This is a genomic window from Paenibacillus sp. TSM33 (genome assembly GCF_056099025.1).
Genome location: NZ_JBLZXB010000018.1, coordinates 215,001 through 230,345, shown reverse-complemented (window position 1 = coordinate 230,345; position 15,345 = coordinate 215,001). Strand labels below are relative to the sequence as shown.

At 47.5% G+C, this 15,345-nt stretch carries 16 protein-coding genes; 12 read left to right on the top strand and 4 right to left on the bottom strand.

Annotated features, from left to right (window positions below):
• The first annotated feature begins 219 nt into the window (after window positions 1-219).
• The 7 genes from ACN6NF_RS20095 (at window position 220) to ACN6NF_RS20065 (ending at window position 7,022) form a co-directional block, all read left to right on the top strand.
• Window positions 220-894 carry a succinate dehydrogenase cytochrome b558 subunit gene (locus ACN6NF_RS20095; RefSeq protein ID WP_474319276.1) on the top strand — a complete coding sequence of 225 codons (675 nt, stop codon included), beginning with the start codon at window positions 220-222 and terminating at the stop codon, window positions 892-894.
• Window positions 895-987: 93 nt separating this feature from the next.
• On the top strand, window positions 988-2,733 hold the full coding sequence (gene sdhA, locus ACN6NF_RS20090; protein WP_474319275.1) for a succinate dehydrogenase flavoprotein subunit: 1,746 nt from the start codon (window positions 988-990) through the stop codon (window positions 2,731-2,733).
• A 19-nt stretch (window positions 2,734-2,752) separates the two neighbouring features.
• A complete protein-coding gene (gene sdhB / locus ACN6NF_RS20085; RefSeq protein ID WP_013372870.1) occupies window positions 2,753-3,520 on the top strand; it encodes a succinate dehydrogenase iron-sulfur subunit in 768 nt (255 codons plus the stop codon).
• A 170-nt stretch (window positions 3,521-3,690) separates the two neighbouring features.
• Entirely contained in the window at window positions 3,691-4,500 is an 810-nt protein-coding gene (locus ACN6NF_RS20080; protein WP_474319273.1) for an AAC(3) family N-acetyltransferase, read from the top strand.
• 68 nt (window positions 4,501-4,568) lie between these two features.
• The gene (locus ACN6NF_RS20075; protein WP_017427301.1) at window positions 4,569-5,513 is read left to right on the top strand and encodes a metallophosphoesterase; all 945 of its coding nucleotides are present in this window, start codon (window positions 4,569-4,571) and stop codon (window positions 5,511-5,513) included.
• 107 nt (window positions 5,514-5,620) lie between these two features.
• The gene (locus tag ACN6NF_RS20070; protein ID WP_474319272.1) at window positions 5,621-6,361 is read left to right on the top strand and encodes a metallophosphoesterase family protein; all 741 of its coding nucleotides are present in this window, start codon (window positions 5,621-5,623) and stop codon (window positions 6,359-6,361) included.
• Between the two features lie 52 nt (window positions 6,362-6,413).
• The gene (locus ACN6NF_RS20065; RefSeq protein WP_017427303.1) at window positions 6,414-7,022 is read left to right on the top strand and encodes a GNAT family N-acetyltransferase; all 609 of its coding nucleotides are present in this window, start codon (window positions 6,414-6,416) and stop codon (window positions 7,020-7,022) included.
• A 312-nt stretch (window positions 7,023-7,334) separates the two neighbouring features.
• On the opposite strand, the gene ACN6NF_RS20060 is transcribed toward ACN6NF_RS20065, so the two are convergent.
• Window positions 7,335-8,222, bottom strand: a complete 888-nt coding sequence (locus ACN6NF_RS20060; RefSeq protein WP_474319271.1) for an NAD-dependent epimerase/dehydratase family protein — start codon at window positions 8,220-8,222, stop codon at window positions 7,335-7,337.
• A gap of 109 nt (window positions 8,223-8,331) precedes the next feature.
• Here ACN6NF_RS20060 and ACN6NF_RS20055 point away from each other — a divergent pair, with 109 nt between their 5' ends.
• Window positions 8,332-8,463, top strand: coding sequence for a hypothetical protein (locus ACN6NF_RS20055; RefSeq protein WP_474319270.1), 132 nt, complete (start codon window positions 8,332-8,334; stop codon window positions 8,461-8,463).
• Window positions 8,464-8,664: 201 nt separating this feature from the next.
• Here ACN6NF_RS20055 and ACN6NF_RS20050 read toward each other — a convergent pair whose 3' ends face one another.
• The 3 genes from ACN6NF_RS20050 to ACN6NF_RS20040 all read right to left on the bottom strand — a co-directional run bounded on the left by ACN6NF_RS20050 (window position 8,665) and on the right by ACN6NF_RS20040 (window position 11,365).
• Window positions 8,665-9,405: a GTP pyrophosphokinase gene (locus tag ACN6NF_RS20050; RefSeq protein WP_474319269.1), complete on the bottom strand. Its 741-nt coding sequence runs from the start codon at window positions 9,403-9,405 to the stop codon at window positions 8,665-8,667.
• 187 nt (window positions 9,406-9,592) lie between these two features.
• Complete coding sequence (locus ACN6NF_RS20045) at window positions 9,593-10,402, bottom strand: histidinol-phosphatase (protein ID WP_017427306.1); 810 nt, start codon at window positions 10,400-10,402, stop codon at window positions 9,593-9,595.
• 60 nt (window positions 10,403-10,462) lie between these two features.
• Window positions 10,463-11,365, bottom strand: a complete 903-nt coding sequence (locus ACN6NF_RS20040) for a LysR family transcriptional regulator (RefSeq protein WP_474319268.1) — start codon at window positions 11,363-11,365, stop codon at window positions 10,463-10,465.
• 424 nt (window positions 11,366-11,789) lie between these two features.
• Between ACN6NF_RS20040 and ACN6NF_RS20035 the strand changes: the two genes are divergently transcribed.
• The 4 genes from ACN6NF_RS20035 (at window position 11,790) to ACN6NF_RS20020 (ending at window position 15,345) form a co-directional block, all read left to right on the top strand.
• Window positions 11,790-12,248, top strand: a complete 459-nt coding sequence (locus ACN6NF_RS20035) for a chemotaxis protein CheX (RefSeq protein WP_025365744.1) — start codon at window positions 11,790-11,792, stop codon at window positions 12,246-12,248.
• A 39-nt stretch (window positions 12,249-12,287) separates the two neighbouring features.
• Complete coding sequence (locus ACN6NF_RS20030) at window positions 12,288-13,067, top strand: SDR family NAD(P)-dependent oxidoreductase (RefSeq protein ID WP_474319266.1); 780 nt, start codon at window positions 12,288-12,290, stop codon at window positions 13,065-13,067.
• A gap of 121 nt (window positions 13,068-13,188) precedes the next feature.
• Entirely contained in the window at window positions 13,189-14,580 is a 1,392-nt protein-coding gene (locus ACN6NF_RS20025) for a DEAD/DEAH box helicase (protein WP_474319264.1), read from the top strand.
• A gap of 18 nt (window positions 14,581-14,598) precedes the next feature.
• The gene (locus tag ACN6NF_RS20020; RefSeq protein ID WP_474319263.1) at window positions 14,599-15,345 is read left to right on the top strand and encodes an ABC transporter ATP-binding protein; all 747 of its coding nucleotides are present in this window, start codon (window positions 14,599-14,601) and stop codon (window positions 15,343-15,345) included.

Sequence of the window (15,345 nt, the reverse complement as noted above, 5' to 3'; positions counted from 1 at the left end):
ACTTCCTCTCTATATGCAAAAAAGACATAATAATTAATACGTATATTGCAATTCCATTATAAGCCGAAAAGGAGTAACATAAAAGCGACACAAGATGTTCACACTTTTGTTTTTCCTTATAAGGGACACCTTGTTGGACATTTCCTGTCGGGAACTGTCATTTTATATGTTATATTACTATTGAAAACGCTATTATTGGGAGAAGGGAGCATGACCTAGATGAGAGGATTTTATTCCAGAAAGCTGCATTCGCTTCTTGGCGTCATTCCGTTGGCTCTATTTTTTGTTGAGCATTTGGTGACGAACTTCACAGCGGTGGAGGGCGGCAAGGAAGGATTTAATCGCAGCGTGGCCTTCCTGAATGGTTTGCCGCTGGTTATTGTGTTAGAAACGTTATTCATCTACTTGCCATTACTGTTCCACGGGATCTATGGCTTGTATATCGCTTATCAGGCTGACCCGAATGTCAAAAGGTTTGGCTATTCGCGTAACTGGCGCTTTTTGTTCCAGCGTATTTCCGGCGTCATTACGTTTGTATTTATTATCTGGCACGTATACGACACACGCTTTCAGGTGGCATTGGGTAATGTAACTCATGAGGAGCTAGGCGGCGTAATGCACGGCATAGTGACGAACCCAGTCTATTTTATTTTGTATTTAATCAGTGTCGTTTCGGCATCATTTCACTTTGCTAATGGACTGTGGGCATTTATGGTCAGTTGGGGGATTACCGTGGGACCACGTGCCCAAAAAGTATCTTCCTACATCTGTATGACCCTGTTCGTGGTGGTGTCTATCGGCTTCGTTGCTTCCCTGCTTGCATTTCGCAGCGCGGAATTCCAGGAAACGGCAACAGCCTTGGTGCAATGCAGCCCTTTTAAACAGCTACTGTAAACGAGTTATTTTAATTATACATCGTGTTGAGATTTTATTCTGATTTGTAAAAGGGGATTTAGTACAAATCCTGAAAAGAAGGAGTGAGCAGAAATGGCAGCATCCAACATTATTGTCGTGGGCGGCGGTCTGGCAGGTCTAATGGCTACGATCAAGGCGGCAGAAGCAGGAGTCCACGTTCATCTATTTTCTTTGGTTCCAGTCAAAAGATCCCACTCCGTTTGTGCGCAGGGCGGCATCAACGGTGCGGTAAATACCAAAGGTGAGGGAGACTCACCCTGGATTCACTTTGATGATTCAGTCTATGGCGGTGACTTTCTGGCAAACCAACCGCCGGTAAAAGCGATGTGCGAAGCGGCTCCGGGAATTATCCATCTCATGGACCGCATGGGTGTTATGTTCAATCGGACACCAGAAGGACTGCTGGATTTCCGACGCTTTGGCGGTACCCAGCATCATCGGACAGCCTTCGCTGGCGCGACGACAGGACAGCAGCTCCTGTACGCTCTCGATGAGCAGGTACGGCGCTGGGAATCTGCTGGTTTGGTGACCAAGTACGAGAACTGGGAGTTTTTACAGGCTGTACTGGATGATGAAGGCATCTGCCGAGGGATTTGCGGGCAGGATTTGCGTACGATGGAAGTGAAGACTTTTGCAGCGGATGCCGTTATTTTGGCATCAGGTGGTCCCGGGATTATTTTCGGCAAAACCACAAATTCCGTCATTAATACCGGTACGGCTGCCGGTGCAGTGTATCAGCAAGGCGTTCGCTATGCGAACGGTGAGTTTATACAGATTCATCCAACGGCCATACCCGGTGACGACAAGCTGCGTCTCATGTCCGAGTCGGCACGGGGGGAAGGCGGTCGCATTTGGACGTATAAAGACGGGAAGCCATGGTATTTCCTTGAAGAAAAGTATCCCGCTTATGGAAATCTGGTCCCTCGCGACATTGCGACACGTGAAATATTCAGCGTATGCGTTGATGAGGGGCTGGGTATTAATGGCGAGAACATGGTCTATCTGGATCTGTCTCACAAAGACCCAAAAGAGCTGGATGTAAAGCTGGGCGGCATTATTGAGATTTATGAAAAATTCGTCGGCGACGATCCACGTAAAATCCCAATGAAAATATTCCCGGCTGTTCATTATTCAATGGGCGGTATGTGGGTCGATTATAATCAAATGACAAATATACCGGGTCTGTTCGCAGCTGGTGAATGTGAATTCCAATATCACGGAGCGAACCGCTTGGGTGCAAACTCGTTGCTGTCGGCTATTTATGGCGGGATGGTGGCTGGACCAAAGGCTGTGGAATATATCAAGGGCTTGAAAAAGTCTGCCCAGGATGTAGCTTCTTCGGTATTTGATGCGGCAGTCCATCAGCAGACTGAGAAGTACGAGCGTATTTTGCATATGGACGGAAAAGAAAATGCCTATGTTCTTCATAAAGAGCTGGGTGAGTGGATGACGAACAATATGACCGTGGTTCGTTATAATGACAAGCTGGAAGCTACGATTCACAAGATCAAGGAACTGAAGGAGCGTTACTCGAACATTAACATTAATGACGCATCGCGCTGGAATAATGCGGGGGCGGCGTTTACACGGCAGTTGTGGAATATGATGGAGCTGGCCGAAGCGATGACCAAAGGGGCGCTGCTGCGCAACGAAAGTCGCGGGGCCCATTACAAGCCGGACTTCCCGGACCGCAACGATGATGATTATCTGAAAACAACGATAGCAGATTGGACACCGGAAGGACCACAAATTTCGTATGAAGAGGTCGACGTTTCACTGATCAAGCCGCGTGTTCGAGATTATTCCAAGAGTAAATAACAGAAGGGAGTGTATTTAGATGTCGGAGCAAGCAGTGAAGTCGAATAAAACAGTGAAGTTCGTGGTTACTCGTCAGGATGAGCCTAATGCTAGTTCCTATACGGAAGAATTCGAATTGGCCTACAGACCGGGAATGAACGTGATCAGCGCGCTGATGGAAATTCAGCGTAACCCGGTAGACAGCCAAGGTAAAGAAACGGCTCCGGTGTGCTGGGAGTCGAACTGTCTGGAGGAAGTGTGTGGAGCTTGCTCCATGGTGATTAACGGCAAGCCGCGTCAGGCGTGTGCGGCGCTTGTCGATAAGCTGGAGCAACCGATTACGATTGCGCCGATGAGCACATTCCCGGTAGTACGGGATTTGGTCATTGACCGCAGCCGGATGTTTAACGCGCTCAAGAAGGTCAAAGCGTGGATTCCGATTGACGGTACCTACGATCTGGGACCGGGTCCTAGAATGGCAGAGAAAAAGCGGCAGTGGGCGTATGAGCTGTCCAAGTGCATGACCTGTGGTGTCTGTCTGGAAGCATGCCCGAACGTCAATGAGAAGACGACGTTTATCGGACCTGCGGCGATATCTCAGGTTCGCCTGTTTAACAGCCATCCGACAGGGGAAATGAATCAGGAGGAGCGCCTGGATGCATTGATGACAGATGATGGGCTGGAGGGCTGTGGTAATTCGCAAAACTGCGTACGCTCTTGCCCGAAAGGTATTCCGTTGACAACTTCTATTGCCGAAATGAATAAGCAAACGACCAAGCATATGTTCAAGCGCTGGCTGACAGTGTAGCAGAGCCAGCCCATAGGTTGTACTCAAACAGGCTTCTCCCCAAACCGGAGAAAGCCTGTTTTTTTGCGCTCAGGAAGGATGGAGGGTAACATGGAGGAAGGAGCGAGGGATAGCACTTATGGTATAATTATAGTATTGTGTATCGTTTTGGAGAAAAGGAGGCTGGACAGGTGACTGTGCAACCGATAACGAATCGACCCGTCACGAGGTCGGATGTAATGAAAGGATTAAAGGAGCTGGGAGTTCGGAGCGGCATGACATTGCTTGTTCACTCGTCGATGCGCAGCTTTGGACGCTTTGTTCCTGGCGGGGCCTCCACCATTCTTGCCGCATTAACCGAAGCGATTGGTCCGGAAGGGACGCTGGTGATGCCAACACAGTCACACGACTTGACAGATCCATCCACCTGGATGAACCCGCCTCTGGAGGAGTCATGGTGGGAACTGGTACGCGAGGAAATGCCCGCTTATGATCCAGCCTGGACGCTGACCGGAGGGATGGGCGTCATTGTAGAAACGTTCCGTGGCCTGCCGGGAACAGTGCGCAGCGCGCATCCACACGTCTCTCTGGCGGCGCGTGGACCTGCTGCTTCAGGCTTGCTGGAAGCGCACGAGCTTGATTTTGGGCTGGGTGAGCATTCGCCCTTGGCAAAGCTGTATGAGGCAGATGCCTATGTACTGTTGCTGGGCTGCGGACATGACAGTAACACCTCTTTACATTTGGCAGAATATCGAACAGCCTACAATGGACGTGAAATTGTCACGAATCAAGCCCCTATGATGGTGGATGGGACTAAAGCGTGGGTGTCTTTTCAGGATTATAATATTACCTCGGATGATTTTGAGCAGCTGGGACTTGATTTTGAACGGGAATGTCCCACATCCTTTACGCGGGTGAACATTGGAGAGGCTTCATGTTTTTTCGCAAGGCAACGGGATTTGGTTGACTATGCAGAGCAGTGGTTATCCACTCATCGCTAAAGCTTTCGTGAACAGTAAAAATTTCTGACAAATGAGATAGAGGAATAGATCGCAAAGGGGGAACGCATATGGAGAAGAGGCCGCAAATCCGCCGCGAGAGTCAGGATGGCCTACAACAGGAGGCCGCTATCCCTCCCGGTTCTTCGCGGCGTTCCTTATCAAATGAGCCAGCCAATCCTTCCCGCCGCCGTTTTTTGAAGAAAGCGGCTTTGGCCACTGCAGGAACTGCACTTCTGGCTGGAGGATATGCTTCCTTGTGGGAGCCTAATCATTTGGAGATTACACGCTTCAATTTGTCTCTCCCTCGTCTTCCGTCTGCATTTGACGGAATTAGGGTGGTGCATTTCAGTGATGTACACTTGGGGTTTCATATGGATGAGCAGGATCTGCGTGAGCTGGCGGACCAGATAGCAGGTCTGGAGCCGGATTTGCTCTGTTTTACAGGAGATATTGTAGATGATTATTCCGTATCTATGAAGGCTGCTGTTCCAGTTATGGCTTCCATGCACGCTACCCTTGGCAAGTTTGCTATTCTGGGCAATCATGATTATAGAGGCTTGCCAGCCGGCGTTCAGGAGCTATATCCCAAAACTGGGTTTACGCTGCTGAGAAACGAGCATACGGTTATAGAGCGCGCGGGACAACGTGTGGCCATTGTCGGTTTAGAGGATAACATCATGGGCAAGCCCAATCCGCAGCGTGCTATCCACGGACTGCCTGATGAGATGTGCAAGCTGCTGCTGATGCATGAGCCGGACTATGCAGATGTGGCGGCACAAATGTCCTTTGATCTTCAATTGTCAGGACATACACATGGGGGACAGGTACGTTTGCCGGTCATTGGAGCACCGATGCCGCCCCCAGGTGGACGCAAGTACATTCAGGGATTGTTTCATGTGGGGACGGATAGAATGCCACTGTATGTCAGCCGCGGCATTGGGATGACACATTTGCCGATACGGGTGCTGTGCAGACCGGAGCTTAGTGTGATTACGTTAAAATCTGGCCAATAGGCCATGATCTTTTTTTTCATCTTCATCATATATGTTGGAACTACATAATGTTGGCTTGAATGTAGTGTAGAGATGTAGTCGTTTCGGGACAAAGGAGTGAGATTCAGATGGATCGTGTTGCTGTCATTTCAGATATTCATGGCAATTGGCCTGCTTGTGAGGCGGTGCTGGAGGATATTGCTTCCCGAGGCATTAGCCGTGTGTTTTGTTTGGGGGATCTGATCGGCAAAGGGCCTAGCCCGTGCGAGGTGCTGGATGCTATCCGCCAACATTGTGAAGTCGTCGTTAGAGGCAATTGGGATGAGTTGGTTAGCATAACCGATGATCTCCATTTTAGCTGGCAAGCCGAACGTTTGGGTGCAGAGCGAGTACAGTATTTGGCACAGTTACCGTTTCATTATGATTTCAGAATGAGCGGACGTCGTATCCGCTTGGTGCATGCCTCGCCGCAAAGTGTGTATCACCGTGTGCAGCCATGGGATGAGCCGGCCAAAAGGCTTGCCATGTTTGATCCACTAGCAGAGGAAAGTGGAAAAGTACCTTTTGCTCCAGAGGTCGTGGGATATGGTGATGTGCATAATGCTTTTATTCAGCATTTTCAGGGGAAAACACTTTTTAACGTTGGGAGTGTCGGGAATCCGTTGGATATCACCCAGGCTTCCTACTGCATTTTAGCGGGGCAATGGGGAGAGGAGCAGCTCACGCCTTTTTCCATTCAGTTTGTACGTGTACCCTATGATATAGAATTGGCAGTAAAACAAGCAGAGGAGGCAGATGTTCCTTCCTTGGCATATTATATTCGAGAACTGCGTACCGGTATTTACCGCGGAATTCAGGACCTGGATTAAGTATGGAAATATGCATAGCTAAAAGCAGAATCCATCCGCAGGAGGGAACATTGTGCTGACCAGAGAAATGCTTCGTCTCGGATTGCCGGAGCTTTACACTCGCCGAGTCCGATTGCGCCAGCTAAGAGCGGAGGATTATCCTGCGCTGGAGCGGATCTTATCCGATCCATTGGTAATCCAATATGTGAATCGAATTCGCAAGCCAGTCTATGCCAGAATGAGGCGCCTGGTTGCGCAAATTAAAATATCTGCTGACTCCCTGGATTCTCTGCATTTCGCAGTGGAATGGCATCGGAGAAATACAGGAGAAAGCAATCTGCATGATGAATTCAACAAACGGACCTCCTCACCGTTGCTCGGTATCGTTTCTTTTCAGCAATGGAATGAAAGGACGGGTGAGGCACAACTGGGCTATATTCTGGATCGGCCTTTTTGGGGACAGGGATTGGCTACAGAAGTCGTGGGAGAAATGCTGAACTTTGGTTTCGAGTCTCTGAAGCTGAAGCGGATCGAAAGTCGTTGCCAAGAGAATAACCACGCTTCGATGCGTGTGCTTATGAAAAATAAGATGCGCCTGCTGCGGACCATTGGTGCCTATGATCCCTTAGGAGAGGTGCCGAGTGTATTGGTATTTTCGATGACCCAAGGGGATTATGCCTAGAAATGACATTGGAATATTTTGTTACAAAGATGAAATATAACTGCAAAGCAACTCTAACACAGGACGGGTACAATACAGACATGACCCCCTTTTGAATAATATATGTTGCTGGGACCCGATCATTCGGGTCCTCTTTTTTTGGTTCTTTAATTCGAGATAATATGGATTGGACAGATCCTGTCTATGTTTCATTTTGTAACAAAAATGAAATATAACTGCAAAACTACTTTAATATAGACTGGGTACAACATAGACATGACCCCCTTTGAATCATATATATTGCTGGGACCCGAAGCTTCGGGTCCTCTTTTTTTATGATTCATAGGTACGGTTCAGGCTGATTACCAGCTCTGGTAACCATTCGTTTAGGGAGAGGAATGAGTATCCCTCTGACTGGGCATTGGATGTATCCATGTACCACGACTGTGTAATACCGAATGGAGACATATGCTCGTCTGCTGTTTTTTCTTGGATCACAGCTTGTTTTCCCGTGACCTGCTCGATAATGGAAATGATATCTCCAATCCTTACTGTACCGTCGGAGCAAGCATTTACAGGGCCTGTTAAATGAGCAGACCCAAGCCAAAGCAGAAAATCTGCGGCTTCATCGGAACGAATAAATGAGATATGGGCTGTGGGATTAGGTACTCCGATTTCCTGGCCTGCACGAACATGTTCAATATGAAAATGAAGTCTTTTCGTATAATCATCTGTTCCCAATACAATCGGAAAACGAACAGCCACTACAGGGAATGTAGCTTGCTGCGTAAAAACTGCTTCAGCCTGCCGTTTAGCCTCTTGATATGTAAAATCGTCCTTTTCGCCCTGGCGAACTGGATAAGCCTGAGCATCGAAGATATTCTCTGTTACCGCTTCCGGGCTTGAATCATAGACAGATAGGCTGGAGGTCATAATATACCTTTGGGTTTTAGCATCAAAAATACGACAGGCTTCGCTGGCTTCATCTGGGGAATAGCAAATATTATCATAAACAATGTCCCACACTTGCTCACCTACCGCCTCTGCGAGCGCTTGCGGGTCTGTACGGTCTGCACAGATCCGTTGAACGCGGTCACCAAACGAATCGTTTGTGTGACCGCGCGTGAGAATGGTAACGGAGTTCTCGGAACTGTCCAGCAGACGTTCCACCAGTCGCTTGCCGAAAAAGCGCGTTCCACCTAAAACAAGTACCTTTTTCATACTTACATCACTCCCCACGGAATGGTTTTCATTTATATTAAGATATACGGACTAAGGAATGTAAAAGATACAGGACACCGTTCCCACCATTGGCTGTAGTGGAGTTGAAATGATCCATCAAATGATGGAACGCCATGAGGAAGCACATCAAGGTAATTGGCAGGAATTTATGCGTCAGAGCGCTCAGGATTGGCGCCAATATCCGCAATTGACACGTAATGAGTTAAGCCGCATTACGTGACCTGCATTATTTATCGCCGGTGAACATGACGACTTTGCCACAGAAGAGCAGCTTCAGGAATTATGCTCATGGGTCCAAGATTCACGTTATCTAGTTGCTCCGGTTTGTAGTCATCGACCGCACATGCTTAGAGAGCAGCCCATCTTAATCAATGACTCTATTCTTCATTTTTTGAATAATTATGCTATTGGTTGATTAAAATTATTCCCCTAGAAGCTTCAAAAAATTGGCTGGCACCGTAATTTGCTGATTATTAATCATAATCTTTCGAAGCTCTTCCATAGAGTCTTCTTCACCTCTGGCATCTTTAATCTCCTTGATTTCACGATGCAGACGTTCCATTTGCAGATCCAGCGCATTGGCGGAATCCGCTGCGTTCTTTAATTCACGTGTCAGACTCTCGGGAACAGACTGGTTGTATTTATAAAAGATTTTATGTTCCAGGCTTGCCCAAAAATCCATCGCAATGGTTCGAATCTGCACCTCTACGCAGACTAGTTCCTCACAGTCTGACATGAATACAGGAACTTGAATCAGCAAATGTAGACTCTGATAACCATTTGGCTTGGGATTCTTGATGTAATCCTTGATTTCCAGCACCTTGAGGTCACTCTGTCTCTGAAGCATGTTACTGACATCATAAATGTCAGAAATAAAAGAGCAGGTAATACGCAAGCCCGCGATATCCTTGATAGAATTTTTGATAGCATCCAGCGATAACTCGCTATTTTTTCGAAGCATTTTGTTCATGATGCTCTCAGGAGATTTAAGACGTGATTTGGTATGCTCAATAGGGCTGTAATCGTGCAACGCTTGAAATTCCTGTTTTAATATTTCAATCTTGGTTTCCATTTCGTCGAGCGCAAACTTATAGATGAGCATAAATCGCGTGATGTCATGCTTTAGCTTTTTGAGCTTGTCCATAGGATCTTCCAATTGCATATGTAATTCTCCTCACACAAGATGTTGTTTATTAAAATAATGGAGCTGTACGGTTTAAGGCGATTGGTAGCAGAGCGAGGATTTGAATCTGGAGAAGCATAGCGTTCGCTTTTGCAATGGGATTATTGCTATATATAAGAATACCTAAGCATCCCATTGCAACAGCGATTCCCGCCTTTCATGCCTTTTAAAGCGCCACAGGAATTTTACGTTTTTCTTTAAAATAAACCCATTCCCGGAAGCCGATATCCTTCAGCATTGCTTTTACGTCTTCCCAATCGTCGCCTACCCGCGAAGGCTTATGGGCATCCGAACCAAAAGTAACCTCCACACCAAAATGATGCGCTCTTTCTAAAATAGAAGCAGACGGATACCATCCGCCACTCAGCTTGGTTTTACCTGAAGTATTAATTTCAATCGCCACATTGGATGCTGCAATCACTTGCAAGGTTTCGTCAATGGCTTCATCGGCCGGAATGTCTGAAAAGGCAGGGAAGTTCCCTTTCATTGCGTCAATATGACCTAAAATCTGAAACATGCCGCTTCGCGCAGATTGCTGAATGAGCGCATAGTAGGCTTGTTTGACCTCGACTTTACGAGCGTCACTTAGTTTTTTCCAACGGTTGCGGTTAAAAATGCTGTCCCCTTCAACATTGTGAATCGACCCGATAAGGTAATCAAATGGATAAGGAGCCAAAGTAGAACGATACAATTCAGCAAAATCAGGGAAATAATCCGTTTCCAATCCAAGAAGCACGTCAATACGGCCCTCGTATTCCTTCTTAAGCTCCTGCACCTCTTTTACATATTCAGCAAGCTCTGACTTGGCCATGTAAATTTTAGGAAAAGCCTGATCCTTTTCGCTACATAGGAAGGGGGAATGGTCGGAAATACCAATAGCTTGTAAGCCTGATTGAATACCTGCTTCGATGTAATCCCGAATGTTGCCGTCTGCATGACCGCAGCGGAAATGATGGGTGTGCAGATCAAATTTCATGGACTGTCTTCCTTTCGTAACCAAGGTTTATATTGTGTATGTTGTTCATAGCGAATTACGTTATTCAGAACTGGTGAAATTCGTCTCCGGCATCCCCTTCAGATCGCTTAAAAATTGCTGCATTGCTGAGTTTAGATAACGGCCGGACTTATAAATCACCCCTACTGGATGACTAACTTCCAGCTCGGGGATATGGATCATTTTTAATGTGCCTGTACGCAGTTCAGAAGTGACTGACAGTCTGGAAATGATGGCAGCCCCGAGATTGATTTCGACCATCCGTTTAACTTCCTCACTGCTGGACAACTCGATCACGACATGGGGCACGATTTGGTGCTTTTTAAAAACATCGTCCACGAATTTCCGTCCCACCGTATCGGGAGAGAGCAGAATGAGCGGAATTTCCCGAAGGGCTTCAATGGTAGCGTGTGGTTGCGAGGCCAGCGGATGCGTAGGAGACACGACAAGTTCAAAGGAATCATAGTACAGAACTGAAGTGCTTAAATTGGGATTACGTTCGATCAGATAACCGATACCCACATCAATAAGTCCGTTCTCCACCTGCTGATAGATCATCGAGGAAGCCATCGATTGAATGGAGGTTTTGATGAGAGGGAACTGATCCTGAAAGTAGGAGAGCACACGCGGTAAAATTTGAATGGCGATGGATGTTGTGGTACCCAGCACAATGTGACCTTGCGGTGTTTCGTTTAAGTCGTACAATCTCTGTCTTAATTCCTCAACTACCTCCAATATGCGCTCGGCGTGTTCCAAAAAAACAACTCCCCGGTCGGTCAGGGTGACGGGCTGGTTGCGGTCAATCAGAATGGTTTTGAACTCATCCTCCAGACTTTTGATTTGGGCGGACACCGCCGGCTGCGTCAAATTGAGAAGCTCTCCGGCTTTACGGAAGCTCATCGTTTTGGAAATCATGATAAGCGTTTCAAGTTGACTGATGTTCATGAAGTTCCTCCTCTCTTTTCTTTAGCTTGTCGCAGCTGTATAGACTGAGTTTAGCCAATCTACTTGTTAATATGTAAAACCATCGTTATGCTTTATTTCATTAGATTATAGGTTATTCGAGCAGGAAGGGCAATGAATCGAAGCAGTACACCGTAAAGTGTGGTATATTGGGAAATAAAGACTAAAGTCCTGATATACTTTAAAAATAACCAGTCTAAATTCGGTATGAAGTAAAGATATAGGACATTATTCACATTTTTTGTGCTTTAGCTATAAAAAATTGCCGAACTGCTGTCGATAAGTGATATAGAGAGCATTTTATTGCAGGTTGAGTCGTTATATAGCATTATTTAAATAAAAACTCAAATTTAAATGGGACTTTTGTTGTGTGTCTAAAAGCCCATCGTAAAGGGGCGCAATGATCGTGAAGGCAGAAGTGATAAATCCTTTTTTGGAGTCGGCGAGACGGGTCATTGAACAATTGATCCAAGTATCTCCTTTACCCGGAAATCTCGGTGTGAAAAATGTTGAGCTGGTGGACGACCATATCTGGATTATGATCGGGATGACCGGACAGCTTAGCGGAAATATTGTGTTCGGCCTAAATGAACAGGTGGCGCTACGTATGGTATCAGCGATGATGGGCGGATTTGTGTTGACTGAAATTGATGAGATGGGAAAAAGCGCAATTTCGGAATTGGGCAATATGATTAGTGGCAATGCCAGTACCATTTTGTCCAGTCAGGGAATTGTCGTGGATATCACTCCTCCGCAGGTCATGAAATCAGAAAACCTGACCACTTTTGTGCCTCAGCGTGCTCTTTGTATTCCGCTATCCGTGGAAGGAATCGGTGAGCTGGATATTCAGGTGATGATCTCTTAATATTAAAGGAGCAAGTTTCTTTAATGTGGAGGGATGTCCATGAGTACATTGCAGGATAAGGTAATTGTGATTACAGGTGCATCCAGTGGAATTGGTGCCCTTTGCGCTCAATTGCTGAGCGCAAAGGGCGCAATTCCTATTTTAACGGCGCGTTCGCAGGAGCGATTGAAGCAAGTATCTGCGGGAATTAGCGGCAGGCATGAGCTGATCCCGCTGGACGTAACTTGCAAGGAGCAGGTAGAGGCTGTTGCTGCACGAGTATTGGAAAAGTACGGACGGGTTGATATATTGCTCAACAATGCGGGGTACGGAAAGTTTGAGTATTTTCACGAAACCGACTTGTCAGAGTTTGAACAAATGATGGACGTGAATTATATGGGGGTCGTTCGCTGCATTAAGGCGTTTCTGCCGCAAATGACAGAGCGGAGCTGTGGGCAGATTGTGAATGTAGCATCGATGGCCGGGAAAATCGGGACAGCCAAATCGGCTTCTTATACGGCCACGAAGCATGCGTTACTCGGTTTCAGTAATGCGCTCCGGCAAGAACTGCGCGGAAGTGGAGTGACCGTAACGACGATTAACCCCGGGCCGATTGATACACCGTTTTTTGAGCTGGCAGATCCTTCCGGGGGTTATGTGCGGAATGTTGGCTGGTTTATGCTGCAACCTGATAAGGTAGCACAGCATATCGTAAGAGCGATGGAGCTTGGCAAGGAGGAGGTTAATCTGCCACAGTGGGTATCTCCTTTTCTCAAGCTGTATCAATTAGCTCCCAGACTGATCGACAGGCTGTGGCATGGTGTGATGAATAAGAAATAATAGATGTCCCGTAGCCATTAGGTGTGGTGAGGGACATCTTTTATTTTTGTGATTTGGTAACAAGGCTATTTTCGCATATAATGGAGAGTAACGAATTTACGTATAGGGGTTGGACCTTTTCATGACATTGAATTTTGAAGCGCTCGGCGTTGAACAAGATCTGTTAGCCAAACTGACTGAGCATGAAATTACACAGCCTTCGCCTGTTCAGGCAGAGGCTATACCGGAAATAATGAAGGGAAAACATGTATTGGCGCGCTCGCAAACCGGCACAGGCAAAACACTGGCTTATTTGCTACCGCTGCTACAAGCCATTGACCCACAGAAAAAGGCGACGCAAAAGCTGATACTGGCTCCAAGCCAGGAATTGGCCATGCAAATTGTACGTGAGGGTCAACGCTACGGAGAGCATCGTGGAATCCGTGTACTGGGTCTGATTGGTGGGGCGGCCATCAAGCGCCAAATCGAAAAGCTAAAGGATCACCCACAGCTTGTGGTAGGCACACCAGGACGTGTACGGGAACTCATCGCTTCGAAAAAGCTGAAGATGCACAATATTACAACGATTGTCATCGATGAGGTGGATCAGATGTTCCAGCTCGGCGGAGCAGGCGATGTGACCCATATACTGGGCTCTGCCCAACGTGACCGTCAATTGGTATTCCTGTCCGCCACGCTGAATAATGAAATTCAGTCGCTGGCACAACGGGAGATGCCTGATTATGTAGAAATAGGGATTGATCCCGACCAGAAGACGGCCAGTGGACTGGAACATTATTACTTTGTATCCGAAGAACGGGATAAGGTGGACATGCTGCGCCGTCTGGTACGACATTTTAATCCGAGAAAAGCGCTGGTGTTCGTGAATACAACCAATGCCATCGGAGAAATTGAAGCCAAGCTTAAGCATATGGGTCTAACTACGGCATCCTTGTATGGAGATGCAGATAAAGTCACGCGCAGCAACGTGTTGGCCCGATTCCGAGAGGACAAGCTCAAAGTGCTGGTCGCTTCCGATGTGGCAGCCCGTGGTCTGGATATTGAGGGGCTTGAAATGGTCATTCATTTTGACCCGGCTACGGATAGTCAAGCTTATGTTCACCGCGCAGGGCGGACAGGACGTATGGGACGCAAAGGATTAGTGGTGTCGGTTGTGACCGACCGCGAAACGTTCATCATGCGTAAGTTTTCCCGTGAACTGGGAATCGATATTGCAGAGCGTGCGTTGTATGGAGGTCGAGTTGTGGTGCCGCGCCCGGCGGATGCCAAACGTGCCCCTGTAAGGCCGTCTGAGACTAGATCCATTTCCAATGGAACAGTGACGGAAAACCGCAAGACACCTGTTCGGACTGAAGCAGGACGTCCAGGCAGGAATTCCGTGAACGGTTCAGCTCCAGGCAAGAGCAAAGGAGCAGCCTTGTCCAAAGCAGGAAAGGCACAGCGCGAGCGTGATCGTAAAAACAAGGGTGCGCCAAGATGGCTGAAGGAAAAAGGATCAAAACCGAACGAGTAAGGGAGAAGAGGGGGAGCCATGGAACAACAGCCTGTGTTGCAAATTAACGGACTGACCGGTGGATACAGCGCCAAACGCCCGGTGTTGCATCAGATTTCGCTCGATGTGAAGCCGGGCGAAATGGTGGGATTGATCGGTCTTAACGGGGCCGGGAAAAGTACGACGATGAAGCACATTTTGGGTCTGATGACACCACAGGCCGGAGAAATTCGCGTACAGGGGCATAAGCAGGATGAGAATCCCGAGGCGTATCAGGGAGCTATTGCTTTTGTACCCGAAGCTCCAGAGCTGTATCCTGAAATGACAGTGATGGAGCATATGGAGTTCACGGCCAGAGCGTACGGAGTCAGCGAAGCAGATTTTCGCACGCGCAGTGATCAAATGCTGGACTTGTTCCGTATGCGGGATAAAAGTGGAAGTATGTCGATGCATCTCTCCAAAGGGATGCGCCAGAAAGTGATGATTATGTGCGCATTTTTAGCGGGGCCGCCGTTGTATGTCATAGATGAGCCTTTTTTGGGTTTGGACCCGCTCGGCATTCGTTCCCTGCTTGACTTTATGATGGAGATGAAGCGTGCGGGCTCGTCTATTTTGCTCAGTTCTCATATTTTGTCCACGATTGAAAATTATTGCGATCGTTTCATTGTGCTTCATCAGGGTGCCATTATCGCTCAGGGTACACTGGACGAAGTGACAGCACAGGCGGGTAAGCCGGGCATGCCGCTGGAAGATGCATTTTATGAGCTGGTACAGGGCAGGGAATGA